23 protein-coding genes are annotated in these 22,832 nt (G+C 63.9%); 8 read left to right on the top strand and 15 right to left on the bottom strand.

Annotation, left to right across the window (positions count from 1 at the left end; genetic code table 11):
• Positions 1-46: 46 nt before the first annotated feature.
• The 3 genes from ROSMUC_RS00275 to ROSMUC_RS00265 form a co-directional block, all read right to left on the bottom strand.
• Positions 47-445, bottom strand: a complete 399-nt coding sequence (locus ROSMUC_RS00275; protein ID WP_037268251.1) for a DUF4864 domain-containing protein — start codon at positions 443-445, stop codon at positions 47-49.
• A gap of 53 nt (positions 446-498) precedes the next feature.
• Positions 499-903: a c-type cytochrome gene (locus tag ROSMUC_RS00270; protein WP_037268249.1), complete on the bottom strand. Its 405-nt coding sequence runs from the start codon at positions 901-903 to the stop codon at positions 499-501.
• Between the two features lie 76 nt (positions 904-979).
• Positions 980-1,957, bottom strand: a complete 978-nt coding sequence (locus ROSMUC_RS00265) for an Ldh family oxidoreductase (protein WP_037268247.1) — start codon at positions 1,955-1,957, stop codon at positions 980-982.
• A 204-nt stretch (positions 1,958-2,161) separates the two neighbouring features.
• Here ROSMUC_RS00265 and fabF point away from each other — a divergent pair, with 204 nt between their 5' ends.
• Positions 2,162-3,421 (top strand): beta-ketoacyl-ACP synthase II, encoded by a 1,260-nt coding sequence (gene fabF, locus ROSMUC_RS00260; RefSeq protein WP_037268242.1) that lies wholly within the window; start codon positions 2,162-2,164, stop codon positions 3,419-3,421.
• Positions 3,421-4,578, top strand: coding sequence for an endolytic transglycosylase MltG (mltG, locus tag ROSMUC_RS00255; RefSeq protein WP_037268241.1), 1,158 nt, complete (start codon positions 3,421-3,423; stop codon positions 4,576-4,578). Before fabF ends, mltG begins: the two co-directional genes overlap by 1 nt.
• Before the next feature lie 220 nt (positions 4,579-4,798).
• Here the strand turns inward: mltG and ROSMUC_RS00250 are convergent, their stop codons facing one another.
• From ROSMUC_RS00250 to ROSMUC_RS00240, 3 genes are all read right to left on the bottom strand, one after another.
• Positions 4,799-5,731 carry an ABC transporter permease gene (locus ROSMUC_RS00250; RefSeq protein ID WP_037268239.1) on the bottom strand — a complete coding sequence of 311 codons (933 nt, stop codon included), beginning with the start codon at positions 5,729-5,731 and terminating at the stop codon, positions 4,799-4,801.
• The gene (locus ROSMUC_RS00245) at positions 5,724-6,731 is read right to left on the bottom strand and encodes an ABC transporter permease (RefSeq protein ID WP_037268238.1); all 1,008 of its coding nucleotides are present in this window, start codon (positions 6,729-6,731) and stop codon (positions 5,724-5,726) included. The genes ROSMUC_RS00250 and ROSMUC_RS00245 overlap by 8 nt, the downstream gene beginning before the upstream one ends.
• A gap of 90 nt (positions 6,732-6,821) precedes the next feature.
• Positions 6,822-8,522, bottom strand: coding sequence for a peptide ABC transporter substrate-binding protein (locus ROSMUC_RS00240; RefSeq protein ID WP_037269715.1), 1,701 nt, complete (start codon positions 8,520-8,522; stop codon positions 6,822-6,824).
• Between the two features lie 252 nt (positions 8,523-8,774).
• Between ROSMUC_RS00240 and ROSMUC_RS00235 the strand changes: the two genes are divergently transcribed.
• From ROSMUC_RS00235 to ROSMUC_RS00215, 5 genes are all read left to right on the top strand, one after another.
• Positions 8,775-10,595, top strand: coding sequence for an ABC transporter ATP-binding protein (locus ROSMUC_RS00235; RefSeq protein ID WP_037268233.1), 1,821 nt, complete (start codon positions 8,775-8,777; stop codon positions 10,593-10,595).
• A 2-nt stretch (positions 10,596-10,597) separates the two neighbouring features.
• Positions 10,598-11,761: an acetylornithine deacetylase gene (gene argE, locus ROSMUC_RS00230; RefSeq protein ID WP_037268231.1), complete on the top strand. Its 1,164-nt coding sequence runs from the start codon at positions 10,598-10,600 to the stop codon at positions 11,759-11,761.
• Positions 11,762-11,841: 80 nt separating this feature from the next.
• Positions 11,842-13,197: a proline--tRNA ligase gene (gene proS, locus ROSMUC_RS00225; RefSeq protein WP_037268230.1), complete on the top strand. Its 1,356-nt coding sequence runs from the start codon at positions 11,842-11,844 to the stop codon at positions 13,195-13,197.
• Positions 13,198-13,476: 279 nt separating this feature from the next.
• On the top strand, positions 13,477-14,763 hold the full coding sequence (locus ROSMUC_RS00220) for a lipoprotein-releasing ABC transporter permease subunit (RefSeq protein ID WP_037268226.1): 1,287 nt from the start codon (positions 13,477-13,479) through the stop codon (positions 14,761-14,763).
• Positions 14,756-15,439, top strand: a complete 684-nt coding sequence (locus ROSMUC_RS00215; RefSeq protein ID WP_037268224.1) for an ABC transporter ATP-binding protein — start codon at positions 14,756-14,758, stop codon at positions 15,437-15,439. The genes ROSMUC_RS00220 and ROSMUC_RS00215 overlap by 8 nt, the downstream gene beginning before the upstream one ends.
• A 10-nt stretch (positions 15,440-15,449) precedes the next feature.
• Here ROSMUC_RS00215 and ROSMUC_RS00210 read toward each other — a convergent pair whose 3' ends face one another.
• The 3 genes from ROSMUC_RS00210 to ROSMUC_RS00200 form a co-directional block, all read right to left on the bottom strand.
• Entirely contained in the window at positions 15,450-16,379 is a 930-nt protein-coding gene (locus ROSMUC_RS00210; protein WP_037268218.1) for a dihydroneopterin aldolase, read from the bottom strand.
• A 196-nt stretch (positions 16,380-16,575) separates the two neighbouring features.
• On the bottom strand, positions 16,576-16,773 hold the full coding sequence (locus tag ROSMUC_RS21160) for a hypothetical protein (RefSeq protein ID WP_102105819.1): 198 nt from the start codon (positions 16,771-16,773) through the stop codon (positions 16,576-16,578).
• A gap of 26 nt (positions 16,774-16,799) precedes the next feature.
• The gene (locus ROSMUC_RS00200) at positions 16,800-17,027 is read right to left on the bottom strand and encodes a YdcH family protein (RefSeq protein ID WP_037268215.1); all 228 of its coding nucleotides are present in this window, start codon (positions 17,025-17,027) and stop codon (positions 16,800-16,802) included.
• Positions 17,028-17,169: 142 nt separating this feature from the next.
• Here ROSMUC_RS00200 and ROSMUC_RS00195 point away from each other — a divergent pair, with 142 nt between their 5' ends.
• Positions 17,170-18,102 carry a hydrogen peroxide-inducible genes activator gene (locus tag ROSMUC_RS00195; protein ID WP_037268211.1) on the top strand — a complete coding sequence of 311 codons (933 nt, stop codon included), beginning with the start codon at positions 17,170-17,172 and terminating at the stop codon, positions 18,100-18,102.
• On the opposite strand, the gene ROSMUC_RS00190 is transcribed toward ROSMUC_RS00195, so the two are convergent.
• The 6 genes from ROSMUC_RS00190 to ROSMUC_RS00170 all read right to left on the bottom strand — a co-directional run bounded on the left by ROSMUC_RS00190 (position 18,103) and on the right by ROSMUC_RS00170 (position 22,814).
• A complete protein-coding gene (locus tag ROSMUC_RS00190; RefSeq protein WP_037268204.1) occupies positions 18,103-18,489 on the bottom strand; it encodes a hypothetical protein in 387 nt (128 codons plus the stop codon).
• A gap of 121 nt (positions 18,490-18,610) precedes the next feature.
• Positions 18,611-19,021 (bottom strand): DM13 domain-containing protein, encoded by a 411-nt coding sequence (locus ROSMUC_RS00185; protein ID WP_037268202.1) that lies wholly within the window; start codon positions 19,019-19,021, stop codon positions 18,611-18,613.
• A 73-nt stretch (positions 19,022-19,094) separates the two neighbouring features.
• Positions 19,095-19,235 (bottom strand): hypothetical protein, encoded by a 141-nt coding sequence (locus ROSMUC_RS20915; protein WP_170062539.1) that lies wholly within the window; start codon positions 19,233-19,235, stop codon positions 19,095-19,097.
• 10 nt (positions 19,236-19,245) lie between these two features.
• Complete coding sequence (ctaD, locus tag ROSMUC_RS00180) at positions 19,246-20,919, bottom strand: cytochrome c oxidase subunit I (RefSeq protein ID WP_037268201.1); 1,674 nt, start codon at positions 20,917-20,919, stop codon at positions 19,246-19,248.
• Positions 20,920-21,337: 418 nt separating this feature from the next.
• Positions 21,338-22,117 (bottom strand): 23S rRNA (adenine(2030)-N(6))-methyltransferase RlmJ, encoded by a 780-nt coding sequence (rlmJ, locus tag ROSMUC_RS00175; RefSeq protein ID WP_037268199.1) that lies wholly within the window; start codon positions 22,115-22,117, stop codon positions 21,338-21,340.
• Between the two features lie 196 nt (positions 22,118-22,313).
• On the bottom strand, positions 22,314-22,814 hold the full coding sequence (locus tag ROSMUC_RS00170) for a DUF2244 domain-containing protein (RefSeq protein ID WP_037268198.1): 501 nt from the start codon (positions 22,812-22,814) through the stop codon (positions 22,314-22,316).
• Positions 22,815-22,832: the final 18 nt, after the last annotated feature.

Here is a 22,832-nt window from a genome sequence, read left to right as displayed (position 1 = left end):
CCGGGGAGGTAAGGGGATGGGCCGCTGCGGTCAAGGCCGCGCGCAATCAGACGCTCGCGTCGGGCGCGGGGCGCACCGTCACCCCGTTGATGCGCCAGCCCTCTGGCGTTTCAATCATCTCGTAGTCCACGATCCAGCCTGCGCCCGCAGTATCCACGACGCGCACCCCCTGCCAAAGGCGTCCGGCAATCTCGCGCATCTCGAGAAAGGTCACATCGGAGGGGCGCCAGACCATTGGATAACCCTCGCGCACCATGGCCCCGAATTGCTCGGGCGAGCCGAATTTCTGCTGGATGAAGGGGCTGGCATAGTCATAGGCGCGGGTGACATCCTGCGCCAGAAACGCCTCGATCTGCGCCGTGATGACGGCCTGCGCGTCCTCATCGGCGCGCAGGGGGGCTGCAAGACCCAGCATAAGGGTCAACGACAGAATGATAGAGCGCATGGCGCACCTCCCGCTGGATGAGAGGTAGCCCCCTCTTTTCCTGCGTCAAGCGATCAGGGGGTTTGCAGCGTTTCGAGATAGGCCACCAGATCGACAACCGGCTGGCTGGTCAGGATGGTCTGGCCGCGTTCGGTGCGCAGGCCCACGTCGCGATCCTCGAAAAAGCTGCCATAGATCGGCATCGGGCTACCGTGCGACACGAGAGGGTCGCGCCCGTCGATGCGGCGCACCACCCGCTCCACCGGGAAATGGCCATTGTTGCTGGATTTGAGCGCGGTCAGGTCGGTGGGATGCAGCGTCAGCACCGCCCGCATGGGGCCAAAGCCCGTGCCGTCAATCCCGTGGCAGGCGGCGCAATAGCGCTCATAGGTTTGGGTTCCGGCGCGGATGTCCTGAGCTTGCGTGGCGTTTGCCAAAGTGAGGCTTGCCAAGATTACGATCGAGAGTGTCGCGCGCATGAGAGGTCTCCTTGCGGTGTCCAAAAGCGGTGGTTCTCTTTATAGGTCCGGAGCGTGCCTCATGCCTTGATCGGGATCAACCGGCAAGGTCACAGACCTGAGCCCAGAGGGCATCCGGCACTGTGACGGGATCGCAGCTCTGCTTGCCCTGCCCCGGCATCCGCGCGCCTGCGTCCATGGTCGCGGCCTCTGCCACCTGCGCCAGCCGGTCAAAGAAGGCGCCTGACAGGTCCGGGTCCATCAGCAGGTAATACTGGCCCAGATCATGCGGGGGGCCATCCGGTGCCTTGAGCGGTTTCACATCGCGGCTGACCACGCCGCCGGTCATACCAGCGGCCAAAAGCTCGGCCATGAGGCCAAAGCCCCAGCCCTTTGCCCCGCCGATGCTGACGAGAGAGCCGCCCAGCGCCGCCTCGGGGTCGGTGGTGGGGTTTCCTTCCGCGTCAAGCGCCCAGCCGAGCGGGATCGGCTGGCCTGCCGCCTTGGCAATGGTGATCTTGCCAAGTGCTACAACGGTGGTGGATTGGTCGAACTGCATGGCAAGACCGCCCTGCCCGTCGGGCACCGAGAATGCGATGGGATTGGTGCCGATCACCCGCGTCTTGCCGCCCGGTGCGGCAACGATGGGCGAGGCATTGGTCATGCCGAGGCCAATGAGCCCGCGCCGCGCGATCTGTTCGGTGAAATAGCCCAGCGAGGTGCAGGTATGGGCATGCCCGATGGCAAGGCTGGCCACGCCATTGTCGCGCGCGGCCGCGGCGGCGCGGTCGATGCCACGGGCAAAGGCGGGTTGGGCAAAGCCCATGCGCGCATCGACCATGACCGCAGCGGGGCGAGGCTGGGTCACCTCTGGTTCGACGGTGCCATTGACGCGGCCCGTGCGCAATTGCTGGCAATAGCTCTCGAGATAGTAGAGGCCGCAGATGCGGTTGCCGATGCTTTCGGCGGCACGCACGGCGCGGGCGACCTCTGCCGCGATCCAAGGGGCGGCCCCATGGCGAATGAGGGCCGCCGTGGTGCGGGTCTCGATGTCATTCAGGTCTACGTCGGCCATGGTGCCCCCTCTCGCGGTATCTGCGCCGACAGCTATGGGTGCGCGGGCGGCGCGTGGTCAATCCAATCCTTCTGAAGTGGAGTTCAGTTTGGCCGAAATGGCAGCCCGGTGGCGGGGCTTTGCAGGGGATGGCGCGATGCTCTTGCCCCTTGGGGCCAAGGCGGGGTAAGAGCAGCAAAAGCGCAATAAGGGAAGGGCAGCATCATGCGGCGTGTCGTTGTCACAGGTCTGGGTCTGGTGACCCCGCTGGCCGATGGGGTCGAACTGAGCTGGAGCAGGCTCTTGGCGGGGCAATCGGGGGCGGGCACCATCATCCGCTTTGACCCGGTCAATGTGGTGACGAAATATGCCTGCCAGATCCCCTTGGGCGATGGCACCGACGGCACTTTTCACTCCGATAAGTACATGGAACCGAAAGAGCGCCGCAAGGTGGATGATTTCATCCTCTATGGCATTGCCGCGGCCCAGCAAGCGGTCGAGGATTCAGGCTGGATGCCCGAGGATGAGGCCGCGCGCGAGCGCACCGGCGTGATGCTGGGATCGGGCATCGGCGGGCTTCGCTCGATCGAAGAGACTGCCGGGATCATCCGCGAAAAGGGCGTGCGGCGGGTGTCGCCGTTCTTTATCCCCGGCGCGCTGATCAACCTGATCTCGGGTCAGGTGAGCATTCGCTATGGGTTCAAAGGACCGAACCATTCGGTCGTGACCGCCTGCGCCACCGGCGCGCATGCGATTGGCGATGCTGCGCGGCTCATTCAATGGGGTGACGCGGATGTGATGGTGGCGGGCGGCGCCGAAGCCTCGATCTGCGAAATCGGGATTGCCGGGTTCAACGCCTGCAAGGCGCTGTCGACCAAGCGCGCGGATGATCCGCAGGCCGCAAGCCGCCCCTATGACGTAGACCGCGACGGTTTCGTCATGGGCGAGGGCGCGGGCGTGGTCGTGCTTGAGGAATACGAGCATGCCAAGGCGCGCGGCGCTAAAATCTATGCCGAAATTCTGGGCTATGGTCTGTCGGGGGATGCCTATCACATCACCGCGCCGTCCGAGACGGGCGATGGCGGGTTCCGCGCGATGCAGGCGGCGCTGAACCGTGCCGGGCTGAACCCCTCGGATATTGATTACGTCAACGCGCATGGCACCTCGACCATGGCCGATACCATCGAATTGCAGGCGGTTGAGCGGCTCTTGGGTAATGCAGCGGCGAATGTGACGATGAGTTCGACGAAATCCTCGGTCGGGCATCTTCTGGGCGCGGCCGGTGCGGTTGAGGCGATCTTTTGCATTCTGGCGATCCGCGATCAGGTGGCCCCGCCGACGATCAATCTGGACAATCCGGCGGTGGAAACCCCGCTTGATCTGGCCCCGAACGCCAAGCGTGAGCGCAAGATCGACGTGGCGCTCAGCAACAGCTTTGGCTTTGGCGGCACCAATGCGGCGCTGATTGTCGGGAAGCCGCGCTGATGTGGCGACACATCGTCTCGAACTTTCTGACGCTGCTGGTGGTGGTGGTGTTTCTGCTCGGCGGTGTGATCCTCTGGGGGCAGCAGCAATATTCGGCACGCGGTCCCTTGTCGGATGCGATCTGTCTGCGGGTTGATCCCGGCAGCACGATGCGGCGCGTCTCGAGCCGGTTGGAAAGTGACGGGGCGGTGACGAGCGGCGCGATTTTTCGCATCGGCGCGGAATATACCGAGAAGGACGCGCTGCTCAAGGCGGGAAGCTGGCTGATCCCTGAAGGCGCGAGCATGGCGGAGATCACCGACATCATCACGCGCGGCGGGGCCAGCACCTGTGGCACCGAGGTTGTCTATCGCCTGGGCGTGACCAGCGCCGAAGTGGTGGTGCGCGAGTTGGATGCCGCCACCGGGCGCTATGAGGAACGGGCCAAGTTCGATCCCAATGCCGAGGGCGCACCACCGGCGGAGTTCACGGACGTGCGCGAACAGGCCGATACGCGCTATCGCGTGGCCCTGGCCGAAGGCGTGACAAGCTGGCAGGTGGTCGAGGGGTTGAAGGCGGTTGATGTGTTGACCGGCGAGGTGGCCGAGCTGCCGCCCGAGGGCACGCTTGCGCCCGACAGCTACGAGGTGCGCGCCGGTGATACGCGCGAGAGCGTGCTCACCCGCATGAGCGAGGCGCAGGCGGTCATTCTGGCCGCGGCGTGGCAGGGACGCGCCGAAGGCCTGCCGCTGCAATCGGCGGAAGAGGCGCTGATCCTTGCCTCGATCATCGAGAAGGAAACCGGCGTGGCGGATGAGCGGCGGCAGGTGGCGAGCGTGTTCGTCAACCGCCTCAACCGTGGCATGCGGCTCCAGACCGACCCGACGGTGATTTATGGCGTGACCGAGGGCAAGGGCGTGTTGGGCCGGGGCCTGCGGCAGAGCGAATTGCGCGGTGCAACGCCTTGGAATACCTATGTGATCGAGGGGCTGCCGCCCACGCCTATCGCCAATCCGGGCCGCGCCAGCATCGAGGCGGCGGTGAACCCGGACAGCACGGATTACGTGTTCTTCGTGGCCGATGGCACCGGCGGCCATGCCTTTGCCGAGACATTGGACGAGCACAACCGCAACGTCGCCCGCTGGCGCCAGATCGAGGCAGAGCGCGGGAATAACTGAGGGGGTGAAGGGGCGTTTCCAAGCGGCGAGCCGCGCGGTCGCTGGGCCGGGGACTAGCGAAGCAACATCTTGGATGCCACTTAATACCAGTCAAGGCCGTATGGCCTATCAGAATTGCGCCACACTTCAAAATCGCTAGGCCGCGGGACGGCCCAGCGATCGCGCGGCGGCGCTACGCGCCTTGTTCCGCGCGCGGTTAATTGCCGAACGGCATCCCCCCTCACCGCCCCCGGATTCTCGGGTCCAGCGCATCACGCAACCCGTCGCCCATGTAGTTGATCGACAGCACCGTGAGCGAGATGCCCAGGCCGGGCCAGAACACGCGCTCGGGGTAATCCTGCAGATATTGCACCGCGTCGTTCAAGAGCCGCCCCCATGTCGGGAAATCGGGCGGAAAGCCCAGGCCCAGAAACGACAGCGCGCTTTCGGTGATGATCGCATTGGCAATGCCAAGCGTGGCCGAGACCATGATCGGCGACATCACATTGGGCAGGATATGCCGGGTGATGAGGCCGAAATTGGTGGTGCCGATGGACCGCGCGGCGAGGATGAATTCGCGCTCTTTCAGCGCCAGCACATCGCCGCGCACGATCCGCGCCGTGGGCATCCAGCTTGTGACGCCAATGGCGACCACGATCAGGATGAAAATCCCGGTCTCGGGGCCAAAGACACCGTTCAGGCTCTCGCGAAAGAGCAGCACCATCACGAGCAGGAGCGGCAGAAGCGGCAGCGACAAAAAGAGGTCCGTGAGCCGCATGAGCGGCCCGTCAAGGCGGCGAAAGAACCCCGCCAGAACCCCCACCAGCGACCCCAGCACCAGCGCCAGCAGCATCGCCGTCAGACCCACCGCAATCGAGGTCTGCCCGCCCGCCATCATCCGCGCCAGCGTGTCGCGGCCAAGCTGGTCGGTGCCAAAGGGATGCGCCCAACTTGGCCCCTGATTGCGGGCGCGAATGTCGATGAAGGTGGCGTCATAGGGCCAGACCAGCGGGCCAAGAAAGACGGCGGCGATGATCGCGATCAGCACGATACTGCCAATGAGCGCGCCCCGGTGGCTGCGGAACTGATCCCAGACGTCGCGCCACTGGCTGCGCGGCGGGGCGGTGGGGCCGGTGTCGGCGAGGGCCGCGATGGGTTTGGGGGTCTCAGTCATAGCGAATCCTGGGGTCGAACACGCCATAGAGCACGTCGGCGACGATGTTGAAAAAGACGATCAGCACAGCAATCATGAAGGTCACGGTCTGCACCATCGGCAGGTCGTTGGCCTCGATCGCGGTGATGAGAAGCTGGCCCAGACCGTTCACCTTGAAAATCTGTTCGGTGATGATCGCGCCGCCAAAGATCGAGGGCACGCCAAGGGCGATGACCGTGATCACCGGGATCATCGAATTGCGCAGCACATGCACCATGACCACCGACCATTCCGACAGCCCCTTGGCGCGGGCGGTGCGCACGTAATCCTGATTGAGGTTGTCCAGCATCGAGGCGCGCATGAAGCGGCTGATCTGCGCCGTGGTTTGAAGGGCGAGCACCATCACCGGCATGATCATCTGCATCAATTGCTGTTTGAACGTGGCCCAGTCCACCACCACCAGCGTGGTGTCATAGATCGAGGGCAACCAGCCCAGTTGCACCGAAAAGATCACGATCACCAGCACGCCGGAAAAGAAGGGCGGCACCGAATAGCCGACCATGGTCACAAAGGTGCCGGTCTGGTCGAACACGGAATATTGCCGATAGGCGGAATAGATGCCGATGGGCAGGGCGATGAGGATGCCCACCACATAGGACATGGCCACCACCCAAAGGGTCTGCGGCATGCGCTGCACGATCACATCCATGACCGGCGAGCGGAATTGCCAGCTGAGCACGCGCTGTTGCCCTTCGGCCCAGGCCGTGCCGAAGAGCCAGTCGATGAACATCATCGGCTCGACCACGAAGAATTGCCACATCCATTTGACAAAGCGGATATGCGTGGGCTCGCCCAGACCGAGAGCGAGGCGCATCTTTTCCTTGACCTCGGGCGGCACGGTCAGCGGGACCTGTGCCATGGGATCGCCGGGGGCCAGTTCGAGCAAGAGAAAGATCACGAGGCTGATGAACAGCAACGTCGGGATCGCGAGGACGAACCTTCGGATCGTATAGGTCAGCATGCGCGGCGCCTTATGCGGGTCGTTCTTATTCGTGTCTGACAGTCAAAGCGCCGCCCCGGAGGATGCACCGGAGCGGCCTTTGCCGTCAGATCACTTGATCCGGAACCAATCCGCGGCGTTCCAGAGCTCGGTGTCCCAGGTGTTCAACTCGACCCCGCCCAGCGAGTTGGAGCGCGCCGAGACGCGGCCACGATCCACCAGCGGCACGATGGTATAGCTGTCCTTGGTCAGCATGTCGTTGAGTTTGCGGGCAATCTCGCCGCGCTTGTCCAGCTCGGCGGTGCGGCCCAGTTCCTTGACCAGTTCGTCATAGGCCGGATCGCAGAAGCGGTTGATATTCTCGCCCTGCCACTGGGTTTCCGGGCGCGGGGCCTTTTCACAGGTATAGCCGGCCAGATAGCTTTGCGGATCGGTGCCGTCGAAGTTGTTGGCATACATTTCCACATCGGCGTAGAACTTGGGGAAGGTATCGGGGCTTCCCGGATCGCTGCCAAAGAACACGGAGGCAGAGATATTGCGCAGCTCGGTCTCGACGCCGATTTCGGACCACCACTGTTTGATCAGCGCCTGAAAGTCCTGACGCACGGCGTTGGTCGACGTTTGATAGAGCAGCGACAGCTTCTTGCCGTCCTTTTCGCGGATGCCGTCCGCACCCACGGTCCAGCCTGCCTCTTCCAAGAGCGCCTTGGCCCCTTCGATGTCCTGCGTCAGGCAGTCGGTGTTGTCGGAGGCAAAGATTTCCGGTGCCGGCACGAGGTTGCAGGTGGGACGCCCCGCCTTGCCATAGCCGATTTCGGTCAGCAATTCGCGGTCGATGGCCATCGACAGCGCCTTGCGCACGCGCATGTCGGTCAGGATCGGATGCGGATGCTTGGCGGTCGAGCGTTCGCCCTCGGGCAGGTCGGGCGAGGGATCGGTGAGGTTCATCTCGATCCGTTCGACCAGCGTGCCAAAGGCCGACATGGCCACGCCCTTGCCCGCCGCCTCCATGTTGGCGATCACGTCGGGGGCGAGTTGCAGGTTCCACGCATAGTCAAACTCGCCGGTTTCCAGCACCGCGCGGCCCGCCGCCGTGGCATCGCCGCCCCCCTTGAAGGTCATGGTGGCAAAGCGCGGCTTGGCCGGGTCGCGGTAATTGGGGTTGGCCGAGAGCGAGATCACGTCATTGGGGCGGAATTCATCGACCTTGAAGGGGTCGGTGCCGATGGGGGCGAAGTTGGCATCGGCACATTCCTGCGCCTTGGCCCCCAGACAATTTGCGAATTGCGCCGCCTGAATGATCGGGGCCTGCCCACCCATGAAGGGGCCATAGGGCACCGGGGTGGGCTGCGAGAAATTGACCTTGACCGTCAGGTCGTCGATCACCTCGACCGAGGACACGCCCTCATATTTGCCAAGCTGGGCGCAGCCGCCTTCGGGGTGCATGCAGTATTCGGCAGTGAATTTCACGTCATTGGCGGTAAAGGGCGTGCCATCCGACCACAGGATGCCCGGCTTGATCTTCCATGTGATCGAGGTGAGGTCCTCGGACACACCGCCATTGCCGACGGTCGGGATTTCCTCGGCCAGATAGGGGATCATCTCGCCCTTGGTGTTGTAGCGGCCCAAGGGTTCGATCACGAGGCTGGCGGCCTCGACCTCTTTGGTGCCGCCCGAGAGATAGGGATTCATGATGGACGGCGCTTGCCAGTAGATCAGGTTCACGTGGCCATCGGCGCCGCGCTCGGCTTGCGCCATAGTGGCGAGACCGGCAAGGGCGGTCGCGCCCAAAAGCAATGGTTTCAGGGTCATTTTGGTTCTTTCTCCACTGTTGGACAGCTCTTTGCGCCGTCTCGTTTGCGCTTTTTCAGGGAAAACAGGCCGCGATGGCGCGTGCCGCATCCCCTGACCGGCACTGGCATCACAGACTGGATAAGAATAAAATGCAAGCATTCCATTCATCGCGTCGCTCAACATCGCGTCATGCGTGCAGCGTTATTTGACAGGCGCGCGCGAAAGTGAGTAGCGTTTAGGCATCATCCCCTGAATGCAGAGGCCGCCCCCATGCTGGATACCCCGATTGTCCGGATCGAGAATCTCCGGGTCGAGTTCGAGACGCGGGATGGGCCGGTGGTGGGGGTCGAGGATGTGTCCTTTGCCGTCAACCCCGGCGAGACGGTCTGTGTCGTCGGCGAGAGCGGATCGGGCAAATCGGTGTCGTCGCTGTCGCTGATGCGGCTGATTGATTACGGCGGCGGCACTATTGCGGGCGGGCGCATCCTCTTTGACCGCAAAGAGGGCGGCGCGGTCGATCTGGCCCAAACGGATCAGAGCCTGATGCGCACGATCCGGGGCAATGAGATCGGGATGATCTTTCAAGAGCCGATGACCGCGCTCAACCCGGTCTTTACCGTGGGGCGGCAATTGTCCGAGGGGCTGCGCGTGCATCGCGGCATGGACAAGGCGGCGGCACGGGCGCAAGCGCTGGAATTGCTGCGCGAGGTGCGGATTCCAGAGCCGGAGCGCCGGTTGGAGCAATATCCGCACGAGTTGTCTGGCGGGATGCGGCAACGGGTGGTGATCGCCATGGCGCTGGCCTGCAAACCGCGCCTTCTGATTGCGGACGAGCCGACGACCGCGCTCGACGTTACCATTCAGGCCGAGATTCTGGCACTGATTGACCGGCTCAAGCGTGAGACCGGCACGGCGGTGATTTTCATCACGCATGACATGGCGGTCGTGGCACAGATGGCTGACCGGGTGGTCGTGATGTTTCGCGGCAACAAGGTGGAAGAAGGGCCGGTCGAGCAGATTTTCGAGGCCCCGAGCCATGACTATACCAAGGCGCTGCTCGCGGCGGTGCCCAAGCTGGGCGAAATGCGCGGCAAAGCCTGGCCCGAGCCCATGCGCCTCTTGGGCGCGGACGCCCATGAGGTCAAGCCGATCAAAGGGCAGGATCAGGAGCTGTTGCGCGTCAAGGGGTTGATCACGCGGTTCCCGGTCAAGGGCGGGTTCTTTCGCCGGACGCTGGCCAATGTCCATGCGGTCGAGGATCTGTCCTTTACCCTGCAAAAGGGCCGCACGCTCAGCCTTGTGGGGGAATCGGGCTGCGGCAAATCCACCGCTGGCCGCTCGATCCTGCGGCTGGTCGAGCCGATGGCAGGCGAGGTGGTGTTGGATGGCGTTGACATCATGGCGCTTGGCCCCGCCGATCTGCGCCGTGCCCGCGTGGATATGCAGATGGTGTTCCAAGACCCGTTCGCAAGCCTCAATCCGCAGATGAAGCTGGCGGCGCAGGTGGCGGAGCCGATGAAGAATTACGGGCTGGCCTCGGGCTCCGAGATCGAGGACCGGGTGGCGATGCTGTTTGACCGGGTGGAATTGCCGCGCTCTTTCCTGCGGCGGTTTCCACATGAGCTCAGCGGCGGACAGCGGCAGCGGGTGGCGATTGCCCGCGCGCTGGCCCTGAACCCCAAGCTCATTGTCGCGGATGAGGCGGTAAGCGCATTGGATGTCAGCGTGCAGGCGCAGGTGCTCAACCTGATGATGGAATTGCAGGCCGATCTGGGGCTGAGTTACGTCTTTATCAGCCATGACATGGCCGTGGTCGAACGGGTGAGCCATGATGTCGGCGTCATGTATCTGGGACGGATCGTCGAGCGGGGGCCGCGCGCGGCGGTGTTCGAGAACCCGCAGCATCCCTATACGCAGGCCCTGATGAAGGCGGTGCCGATCGCCGATCCGCGGCGGCGCAAATCCGAGAAGGACCTGAATTTCAAGCCGATCCCCTCGCCCATCCACCGGGTCGGGTACGAGCCGGGACCGTCGGTCTATCAAGAGGTCACACCCGGGCATTTCGTGCTGACATCCGAAAGCGGATATTGAGCATGGCCGCGCGTTTGACGCCGTTCGAGATCATGGAGCGGCTGGTGGGTTTTCCCACCGTGAGCCGCGACAGCAATCTGCCGCTGGTGGATTGGGTCGAGGACTATCTGGCGAGCCACGGCATCGCCGCGCATCGCCATTACGACGAGACCGGGCAGAAGGCCGCGATTTTCGCGCATGTCGGGCCCGAGGTGGCGGGGGGTGTCGTCCTCTCGGGCCATACCGATGTGGTGCCCGTGGATGGCCAGCCCTGGAGCAGCGATCCCTTCAGCGTGGTCGCGCGCGACGGCAAATATTACGGGCGCGGCTGCTGCGACATGAAAGGCTTTGACGCGCTGGCGATCTGGGCGCTGGTCGAGGCGCATCATTCGGGCGTGGCGCGCCCCCTGCAACTGGCGCTCAGCTATGACGAGGAGGTGGGCTGTATCGGCGCGCCGCCGATGATTGCGGCGATGCAGGGCGTTCTGCCGCGCGCCGACCTCGCCATTATCGGCGAGCCGTCGATGATGCAGGCGGTCACGGGCCACAAGGGCGGGCTGGGATACGAGGTGCATGTGGTGGGCTATGAGGTGCATAGCTCGATCCTGCATCTGGGCGTCAATGCGATCATGGCCGCCGCCCCGCTGATCGACTGGGCCAATGCGCGCAATGCCGAGAACCGGGCGCAGGTGCCAACGGATCTGGCCGCGATGTTCGACCCACCCTGGACCACGCTGCATGTCGGGCAGATTTCGGGCGGCACGGCGCATAACATCACCGCCAAGGATTGCCGCTTTGGCATGGATTTCCGGGTGGTGCCGGGCGAGGATGCCGAAGGATGGGGGCAGCGGTTTGTCGACGAGGTGCGCGCCGCCGAGGCCGCGATGCAGGCGTTGCGCCCCGAGACGCGGATCGACCTGTGCCCGAGGTTCCGCGTGCCGGGGCTGCAACCCGAAGAGGCGGGCGCGGCGGAGGGTCTGGTGCGCCAGATCACCGGCGACAACGGCCGCCACGTGGTCAGCTACGGCACCGAAGCCGGGCAATTCCAGGAGGCGGGCTATTCCGCCGTGATCTGCGGGCCCGGCGACATCGCGCAGGCGCATCAGCCTGATGAATACATCACCGTGGCACAGTTCGAGGCAGGCCATGATTTCATGCGTGCCCTCTTGGGGCGGTTGCAGGGGTAAAGGCCCCTGCCCCTTGCCCCGCCCCCTGCCCTAGGATACTCCGACGGCATCAAGCATTTCATCTCGAAGGTGCCCTGCCCATGCGTCTGAGCCGTTACTTTCTGCCCGTTCTCAAGGAAACCCCCGCGGAGGCGCAGATTGCCTCGCACCGGCTGATGCTGCGGGCGGGGATGATCAAGCAGGCGAGCGCCGGGATCTATTCCTGGCTGCCGCTGGGCTTCAAGATCCTGCGCAAGCTGGAAAACATCGTGCACGAAGAACAGGTGCGCGCGGGCCATATCCCGGTCTTGATGCCCACGCTGCAATCTGCGGACCTGTGGCGCGAGTCCGGGCGCTATGACGATTACGGCGCGGAAATGCTGCGGATCAAGGACCGGCATGATCGTGACATGCTCTATGGTCCGACCAATGAGGAATTGATCACCGATATTTTCCGGGCGCATGTCGGCAGCTACAAGGACCTGCCGCTCACGCTCTATCATATCCAGTGGAAATTCCGCGACGAGGTGCGCCCGCGCTTTGGCGTGATGCGGGGCCGCGAATTCCTGATGAAGGACGGGTATAATTTCGACCTGACCAAGGAAGACGCGCTGCACGCCTATAACCGCCACATGGTCAGCTACCTGCGCACCTATGAGCGGATGGGATTGCAGGCCATCCCGATGCGCGCCGATAGCGGGCCGATCGGCGGCGACGACACGCATGAGTTTCTGGTGCTGGCCGATACGGGCGAATCGGAGGTGTTCTACGACAGCGCCATCACCGATCTGACCCTTGGCAACCGGGTGGTGGATTATGCCAGCCGCGAAGAATGCGAGGCCATCGTCAAGGAATGGACCACGCCCTATGCACGCACCGACGAGACCCATGACGCAGCACTCTACGAGGCGATCCCCGAGGCGCGGCGCAAGGCCAGCCGTGGCATCGAGGTGGGCCAGATTTTCTACTTCGGCACCAAATATTCCGAGCCGATGGGGGCCAATGTGCAGGGACCGGATGGCAAATCCGTGCCGGTGCATATGGGCAGCCATGGCATCGGCGTGAGCCGTCTGATCGGCGCGATCATCGAGGCCAACCATGACGACAAGGGCATCATATGGCCCGAGGGCGTGACGCCGTTCCATGCCGGGATCGTGAATCTGAAACAGGGCGATGCCGAGGCGGACGCCGCCTGCGAGGCGCTGTATGCGTCGCTGGTGGCCTTGGGGATGGAGCCGCTTTACGATGACCGCGACGAGCGGGCGGGCGGCAAATTCGCCACGATGGACCTCATTGGCCTGCCGTGGCGGATCACCGTGGGACCGCGCGGGTTGAAGAATGGCGTGGTCGAGGTGACCTGCCGCCGCACCGGCGAGAGCGAAGAACTGCCGCCAGAGCAGGCGGTGGAAAAGCTGGCGCGGGTCTATGCGGGCCATGTGCTGCGGCCGAGTTTGTGAGGATGTGAGGGGGGGCGAATTCCCCCGCGCGGAACAAGGCGCGGAGCGCCGCCGCGCGATCGCTGGGCCGTCCCGCGGACCAGCGATTTTGAGGACGAGAGCCTTACTTTGAGGTCATACGGACTTGGCTGGCATAAAGTGGCAGTCACGTCTGTTGCATCGCTAGTCCCCGGCCCAGCGCCCGCGCGGCTCATCGCTTGGGGCTGAGGTTGCCCCTCCCTTGACGCCCCCATCCGAAACCCCCACTCTCCGCCCGAACCCGAGATCGAAGGAACCGGAATGGCCAGAACGCCCACCCCTTTTGCCGCCTTTGAATGGCTGATCGCCTGGCGCTATCTGCGCGCCAAGCGGGCCGAGGGCGGCGTCAGCGTCATGACCTGGATCAGCCTCATCGGCATCACGCTGGCGGTCTTTGCCCTTATTGCCACGCTCGCCGTGCGCTCGGGCTTTCGCGCGGAATTCGTCGATACGATCCTTGGCGCCAATGCGCATGTCACGGTTTACAATTCCGGCGCGGTCGATGCCTCGGGGCGCGTGGACCGCAGCCTTGAGAATTACGCCGCCATGGCCGAGCGCGTGCGCGCGGTTCCCGGCGTGACCCGCGTGGCCCCGCTGGTCAAAGGGCAGGTCATGGCCAATGCCCGCGACCGCAACGCCGGGGTGCAGATCTTTGGCATCATGGCCGAGGATCTGAAAACCATCCGCCGCGTGGCCGATCCCGAAACCTCTCAAGGGGACATTGGCCGCTTTGACGAGGGCATCGCCATCGGTTCCGGCGTGGCGCAGGAACTGGGTGTGACCGTGGGCGACCGGATCAAGCTGATCTCGCCCAACGGGGTCAAGACACCGCTGGGCACCAGCCCGCGCGTCAATGCCTATGAGGTGGTCTATATCTTTACCGCCGGGCGCTATGACATCGACCGGGTGCGCGCCTATCTGCCTTTCGCCGAGGCGCAGAGCTTTTTCAACCGCGATGGCCGCGCCGACGAGCTGGAGGTGATGGTGGCCGAGCCGGAAACCGTCGATGACCTGACCCTGCCGCTCTTGGAGGCGGCGGGCGAGCGGGCGCTGCTCTGGACATGGCAAGACGCGAGCGGGTCATTCCTGCGCGCGCTCGAGGTCGAGGATAACGTGATGTTCGTGATCCTTTCGATCCTCGTGCTGATCGCGGCCATGAACATCACGAGCGGCCTGATCATGCTGGTCAAGAACAAGGGCCGCGACATCGGCATCCTGCGCACCATGGGTCTGACCGAGGGGTCGATCCTGCGGGTGTTCTTTATCTGCGGGGCCTTTACCGGGATGATCGGCACGGCGATGGGGGTCATTCTGGGCTGTCTCTTCACGCTCTATATCGACCCGATCTTCAGCTTTGTGAACATGGCCATGGGCGGTCAGGTCTGGGATCCGTCGATCCGGGGCATTTACCGGCTGCCCGCGCAATTGCGGGGCGAGGATGTGATGTCGGCGGTGGTGCTGTCGCTTGGCCTGAGTTTCGTGGTCACGATCTTTCCGGCGCGGCGCGCGGCGCGGATGAACCCGGTGGAGGCGCTGCGCTATGAGTGAGGCGGTGTTGCGCCTGAGCGGCGTCGAGAAGATCTACAATCGCGGCCTGACCTCTGAGGTGCGGGTGCTGAACGGTGTCGACCTCACGCTCGCGCGTGGCGAGATGGTGGCGCTGGTGGCCCCGTCAGGGGCCGGCAAATCCACGCTGCTGCATATCGCGGGGCTGCTCGATACGCCCGACGCGGGCCGGGTCGAGATCGGGGGCGAAGACATGACCGGCCTCAACGACCGGCGGCGCACCATGGTGCGGCGGCAGGAGGTAGGCTTTGTCTATCAGTTCCACCACCTCTTGCCCGAGTTCAGCGCGCTGGAAAACATCGTGTTGCCGCAACTGGCCAATGGCGTGGCACGGCGCGAGGCCGAGACGCGGGCGCAGGCATTGCTGGAAGAGGTGGGTGTCGGGCCGCGCGCCGGGCACCGGCCCTCGGCCATGTCGGGGGGCGAGCAACAGCGCGTGGCCTTTTGCCGGGCGCTGGCCAATGCCCCCCGCGTTCTCTTGGCAGACGAGCCTACGGGCAATCTCGATCCCGGCACCTCGGATCAGGTCTTTGCCGCGCTCACCGGGCTGGTGCGCGGCACGGGCCTCTCGGCGCTGATTGCCACGCATAACCTTGATCTGGCGGCCCGGATGGACCGTATCCTGCGGCTGGATCAGGGGCGGGTCGTGCCGGGCTGAGCGGCCGGGCTTACAAACCCGACTGCGCCACGTCCTGAAAGAGCACCGGCACGCGGCAGGATTTGGGCGGTGCCTCGCCGATCATCAAGAGGTCCGAGGCCTCGATATGGCCCGCGAACCACGCCGCGAGCGCCACGGGGTCATCGGTCGCGACCCCCGGCCCGTCCACGGCATCGAGCACGATCTTGGACGGGGCCCAGACGCTGATCTGTCCGTGTTTCATCGACCAATCCAGCTCGGTCCGGGTGGCCACCACGACGCAGCGCTCATCCTGCCCGGCCAGAACCCAGGCATTCTGCTCCATCGCCAAAAGGTCGACACGGCGCTGTGTCATGCGGTGCCCCGTCTGGGGGGCTGCCACATCGGCACGGCCCACACAAAGGATCACCGGCTCGGCCCGCGCCTCGAGCTGATCAAGCCAGCGGGCCAGATTGGGCGAGCGGATCGCGGTATTGGTCAGGAACACCACATGCGGATGCGGCGTGGTCGCGGCATGGGGCGTGATCGGCTTGGTCTTGAGATCATTGACCGAGCGCACGATTTCGACGCCCAAGGCCCCCGGACCCCGGTCCAGCTTTTCGATGCGGACGAAGGTGCGCACCGCCTGCGGCTCCCACAGGATGCGTTCGGCGATACGTTCCGCGAGGGTTTCGAGCAGGTTCAGCCGCTCTTCGGCCAGTTCGGCGGCAATCGCCTCTGTCACCTTGTCATAGCTCAGGATGCGGTCCACATCATCCTCGATGGCATCGGTCAGCGGGCGCACCTCGACCACCACGTTAAAGCAGATGCGCTGTGTCGTGCCGCGCTCGGCCTGAAAGGCGCCGATCTCGACCTCGACCACGTGATCGCGCACCGAAATGCGGTCCAGCGGCCCATCGGGCGAGGTGGCGCGCGCGCGGGCAGAGGGATGCTCGAAGGCGAGGCGGATTTCGTGTGTCATAGTATCGGTCCTGCGTATCTTGGGCATGGGGATAGCACGCAGGGTCAAGCCCTTGAAAGGGCGAATACGACCGCCAAGCGTGCGGAGGCGGCAGTGACACGCAGGAATGGGCAGACACCGCAACAGACCCCGGATCGCTCCGGGGCCTGTTCTTCGCACGGCACATGGCCCGGCGGGCGGGCCTAGATCGCGGGCCTCAGGCCTTGCATGCGGGGCAAGGCGCGTCTCCGGCAGAGGGCTGTCGCGGAGACTGGACAAGGACAGGGAGCGACCCGGCGTGCGGACCCTGTTGGCGCTCGGCCTCTGGCATCTCGGCCAAGGCTTCGTGCAGCCCATCGAGATCGGCGCTGTGAAAGAGGCGCGAGGACGTCATAGAGAGATAGAAATAGGACATGGGTGTGGCTTTGCGGTCTGCGCCGGTTAGCCGGTGCGTACGGTATCGGGCTGGATGCGCCCCAGCATCATGCGGGTGACGTGAATGGCATCCTTGAGCCCGAGACGTTCCTGTTTCAGCCGCTTCAACATGGCCATGTCAGGCATCGGGCGCTGGTGTTCGGTCGTGATACGGGCGTCGATATCCTGATGGCGGCGGCGCAGGGTGGCGATCCGGCTGAGCAGCGATTGCGGGGAAATACGGCGCGGTGTCATTCTGGGTCTCCTTCTGCGGACGTCAGCGGGGCATCATGCTGACAGCCCTGATATGGGTAGGGTGCGCGTCAATAAAATCCGATGGAATATTAAAACTTGATAGGAATTTCCTATATTCTCGCCAGGGCAGAGGAGGGCCGACATGGCGCAGGATGTAACACTCAGGCAGTTGCGCTATTTCATCGCGCTGACCGAGACCGGGCATTACCGCAAGGCCGCTGAACGTGTCGGCGTCAGCCAACCCTCGCTCAGCCAGCAAATTCTTGGCCTTGAAACCGCGCTTGGAATGACGCTGGTCGAACGGGGCCATCGCGGGGCCATCCTCACGCCGGGCGGGCGCGAGGTGCTGGCCCATGCCCGCAAGATCGTGGAACAGGCCGAAGTTCTGGGCAGTCTGGCACAAGCCACCCGCGAGGGCATGGCCGGCACCATCCGCCTTGGGGCCAGCCCGACGCTGGGCCCCTATTTCCTGCCCTATGTGGTGCGGCGCCTCAGGCGGCATTATCCCGGGCTCAAGCTGATCATCCGCGATGCCGCCCCGACCGTCCTGCAAGAGGAATTGCTGGAGGGGCGGCATGATCTGATCCTTGCGCAACTGCCGCTCCATTCGGGGGATATCGCCGTAGAGCGGCTCTTTCGAGAACCGCTCAAACTGGCGGTGGCGCAGGATCATCCGCTGGCAGGCAAGGACATGGCGCGGGATGAGGATCTGACCGGGCAGGACATTCTGGCGCTGCCGCGTGGCTATCCGCTCCATGCGCAGATGGTCGCGCTCTGCGAAGAGGTTGGTGCGCAGTTGCGGCAGGATTACGAGGGCAGCAGCCTTGATGCGCTGCGCCAGATGACGGCGCTCAATATGGGGATATGCTTTCTTCCTGCGCTCTATGTGCAGTCAGAGGTTGCACCAGAGACCGGCGATGTGGCGATCCTCAGCTTTCGGCAGGACAGGTTCCTGCGCTCGGTCGGGGTGGCGTGGCGCAGGCGGTCGGCGCATGGGCCGATGGTGGAACAGATCGTGCGGGTGATCCGGGATGTCGCGCGCGACCGTTTTGCCGGTCTGGTGCGGCTGGAGTGATCACGCGCGGCGCTTGCGGGACACGCGCACGAAGGGGGCCGCCAAGAGAGACCAGCCCAACAGCGCCTGACCATGAGCAGACAGGCTGTGCGGACCTTGCAACGCGAGAAGTGCCAGCGCCTCTGCCGGGGTGCGCGGCGGCCATATTACCCATTGCGCAGGCAGGCTTGGGATCAGAAGGCGGTAGTATTCGTAATAGACTTGGGGGGATAACCAGACAAAGAGCCAATAGAGGCTGAACGCGCCCAAGAGCCGAACCCAGATTGCACTGGTCCGCAACAAAAGCCGGGCCACCAGCAGAAAGGCAATAGACAGCAGGAGGCTCAGAGCGACAAGGCCGCATTGCCCCGCGAGGGACAGATCGAAAAAGGAATCCCGCGCATACATCGGCAAGCTATTTCATAGGGGGCACGCGTGATCGGCGCTTGGGATACCTCGCGCCCCGAATTGGCAGGAAAGGGAAAACCGCCATTTCCGGCGGTTTTCGGTGTCACGCGCCGACAGCGGATCACTTGAGCGGGGCGACGCCCAAGATGACGCTGAACTGTTCGCAATAGATGTAGAGCTCATCATAGTTGTCGACGTCGATCGATGCAGGCACCTCAAAGCTGGCGGCGCCTTTCTTGACGGTCAGCTTGTCATGGATCTTGGAGCCCTTGGCATATGTCTCGTGATTGCCAAAACCGATCTTGATATCCGGTGGGTTCTTGCTGGGATCAAAGACGTAGTCTTCTGCGAGGTGGACAACGGTCTTGCCATCCTGTTTCTTGATCTTGACCGTTCCCGACACCGTATAGCCCTGCCGGCCCGACAGCGTGCCCTTGCGGATGTCCGGGCCAGCAAAGGACGGCGCGGCCCCGAGCGTGGTGGCCGCAGCGGCCAAAGTGAGGCCAGCAAAGTGTCGACGCGTGATGTGCATGGAAATTTCCCTTTATGACTGTATCGAAACCGCACTTAGGCACCGCTTGGCCGCATGGCAATTACGGGGCCGCTCACGTGTGATCACCTTGGTGATAGCGCGGCAATTGCGGGGCCGCGCAACGGATGCGATGCTTGCGCAATGCCCTGCGGCGCAGGATTGGGCCGCTGCCATGCAAAAGGCCCCGGATTTCTCCGGGGCCTTTGTGTTTCATGCGGTCCGCCTTAATGCGCGGGCTGTTTGTCCCAGTCTTCACGCTTGGGGAGCTGTTCAAAGGTGTGCTCCGGCGGCGGCGACGGCAGGGTCCATTCCAGCGTGTCGGCATATTCGTTCCACGGGTTCGGACGGGTCTCGCGTGCGCCCCGGAAGAGGGCATAGATCACGAGGCCAAAGAAGAACACGAAGGACGCGAAGGAGATGAAGGCACCGACCGACGACCACCAGTTCCAGACCGCGAAGGCCTCGGGATAGTCGATGTAGCGGCGCGGCATGCCCTGACGACCCAGGAAGTGCTGCGGGAAGAAGGTCAGGTTCGCACCGATGAACATCGCCCAGAAGTGCAGCTTGCCGCCCCATTCGGGGATCATGCGCCCGGTCATCTTGGGGAAGTAGAAGTAGATCCCCGCAAAGATCGCGAACACCGCGCCCAAGCTCATCACATAGTGGAAATGCGCCACGACATAGTAGGTGTCATGATAGGCACGGTCCACGGCGGCCTGGCTGAGGACAATGCCGGTCACGCCACCCACGGTGAAGAGGAAGAGGAAGCCGAAGGCCCAGAGCATCGGAGTGCGGAATTCGATCGATCCACCCCACATGGTCGCAATCCAGGAGAACACCTTGACGCCCGTCGGCACCGCGATGACCATCGTTGCCAGCATGAAGTAGCTCTGCTGCGTCAGCGACATGCCCACGGTGTACATGTGGTGCGCCCAGACGACAAAGCCCAGAACACCGATCGCGATGAGCGCCCAGACCATCGGCAGATAGCCAAAGATCGGCTTGCGCGCGAAGGTGGCGATCACGTGGCTGATGATCCCGAATCCGGGCAGGATGATGATATACACTTCCGGGTGGCCAAAGAACCACAGGATGTGCTGATAGAGGATCGGATCGCCGCCGCCCGAGGGGTCAAAGAAGGTGGTCCCGAAGTTGCGGTCGGTGAGCAGCATGGTGATTGCGCCCGCCAGAACCGGCAGCGACAGCAGGATCAGCCAGGCGGTGACAAAGATCGACCAGGAAAACAGCGGCACCTTGAACAGGGTCATGCCCGGCGCGCGCATGTTGAGGAAGGTGGTGATCATGTTGATCGCACCCAGGATCGACGAGGCACCCGACACGTGGACCGCGAAGATCGCGAGGTCCATCGACATGCCGCCTTCGTTGACCGAGAGCGGTGGATAGAGCACCCAGCCCACACCCGAGCCCAATTGACCATTGCCACCCGGTGCCAGAAGCGAGGCGACGCCCAGCGAGGTGCCCGCAACATAGAGCCAGAACGACAGGTTGTTCATGCGCGGGAACGCCATATCCGGCGCGCCGATCTGCAAGGGCATGAAATAGTTGCCAAAACCGCCAAACAGCGCGGGAATGACGACAAAGAACATCATCAGCACGCCGTGATAGGTGATCATCACGTTCCACAGGTGGCCGTTGGGCGTACATTCGGCGACGTCAGAGGCGATGAACCGCGCGCCTTCCATGCACATGTATTGAACGCCCGGTTCCATCAGTTCCATTCGCATATAGACGGTGAACGTGACCGAGATCAGGCCGACGAATGCCGAAACGATCAGATAGAGGATACCGATATCCTTGTGGTTCGTGGACATGAACCACCGGGTGAAAAACCCGCGCTGATCTTCGTGTTCGTGGCCGTGAATGGCTGCATCTGCCATTGTGTGCCTCCTGCTGGTGTTGGTGCCGGGGCAAGGAACGTCTGAGTCTCACATGCCCGTGATGTTTCAGGGTTTTAGAATGTCTGGGGGAGCGCGGCAATGCGCGAATTTGATGCAGATCAAAGAATTTTGTCGCACCCCCTTGCGGTTGGGGCAGGGATGACGGGGGGGTGGGGGAGGCAAGGCATGGGCAGCCGCCCGCTGCTGCGCCTAAACTTGGCCTTAACCAGACTCGGCCCATCATGGCGGGGCAACATAGGCGGGCGGGTACGATGAATCACCTCTACTACGGCGACAAACTGACGGTGCTGCGCCCCGTCGAAACCACGCCCGTCCCGGGCCTGACCCGGGACCTCTCCGAGGCAGCGCAGAGGCCCCGGCGCGGGGGCCGGGGCGATATGACCCCGATCAGACCCCTTCACCCTTTCGCCGCGAACACCTCTGTTATCCGCGCGAGTTCCGCCTCGAGCCCATAGGGCGGGTTGACCACGAAGAGGCCGGAGCCCACCATCCGGTGCCCGGCGCGCACCGGGGGAAAGCGGACCTCGTGGCGCAGACCCTCGGGAAAGGCCGCGCCAAGCTGGGTCAGCATCCCCTCATGCGCCCCGCTGGTCAGGATCGGATACCAGAGCATCAGGATGCCCACGTTCCATTTGCGGGCGATCTGGGCGAATTGCCTCGGGATGCTGTCATACTCGGTCTTGACCTCATAGCTGGGGTCCGCGAGCAAGAGGCCGCGCCGGGGCGTGGGCGGGCAAATCTCTTGTGCCATTTCGAACCCGTCCTGCTGGCGGATTTTCACATCATACCCCGCCAGATTGCGGCGCAGATGGGTATTCTCGCCGGGGTGCAATTCGGCCAGATGCAAGTGATCCATGCGGCGAAGGCCCTGCGCGGCGATCAGGGGCGAGCCGGGATAGGCAGCGGCCCCATGCGCCGCGCGGGTCTGGGTCAGGCAGCGGCGAAACGGGTGATCGGGGGCAAAGCGCACCTCGAGCCGCGCCACGCCCTGCGCCGCCTCGCCGGTTTTCAGCGCCGCGGCATCATTCAGATCATAGAGGCCACGCCCGGCGTGGGTCTCGATATAGCTGAGGGGTTTGTCCTTTTGGCACAGATAAGCCAGCACCCAGGCCAGGGCCGCGTGCTTGTGAACATCCGCCGGATTGCCCGCGTGATAATGGTGCTGATAGCTGAGCATGGCGGTTGGTAGCAGGTCGCGCGGGGGGCGAAAAGGGGGCGCTTGGCGTTCCCATCCCGGGCCTGACCCGGGACCCCTCTGCCAAATCCAGAGGCCCCGGCTCAGGGCCGGGGCGGCAAATACACCCGTCCCGGGCCTGACCCGGGACCTCGCGCCCCAAACCCTGAGGCCCCGGCCCAAGGCCGGGGCGGTTTCCCTACCCCGCCGCAGGCGCGCGCAGCGCACGGAGCAATTCGCCGTAGAGCGCCACACGCTCTTCTTCGGACAGGAACGCGCCGATCTCGACCTCGCGCCCCGCCCCCTTGAGCGTGAGGTAATGCGCGACCGGCCCGCCGGTGTCATGCATGTTGACCTGCGCCCAATAGCGGTTGCAGGCCCATTCCTGCACATCGCCGCGCGGGTTGGTGCGCAGCAGATGCACCTCTTCGGGCGCGATGGTCAGCACCTCGCTCAGCCGCGCGCTGCGATAGCTGTGTTCCAGCGCCCACCACATCCCCGCCAGCGCCAAGAGCAGGAACGGCAACAGCCCCCAGAGCACCGCCGTCCCCAGAAGCGGATAAAGCGGCAGGGTGATGAGCGTGAAGGTGGCCAGCACAAAGGCGGCAAAGCCCCGGCGCGGCAACGAGCGATGCGGCCAGAGCGAGAGGGTCATATCTGTGTCGGCCTCGGGGTGAGGCGTGGTCCATTCATACGGCATGTCGGGGTTTTAATCCGC

Source organism: Roseovarius mucosus DSM 17069, assembly GCF_000768555.3.
Taxonomy (GTDB): Bacteria; Pseudomonadota; Alphaproteobacteria; order Rhodobacterales; family Rhodobacteraceae; genus Roseovarius; species Roseovarius mucosus.
This window is presented reverse-complemented; position numbering and strand designations above follow the sequence as displayed.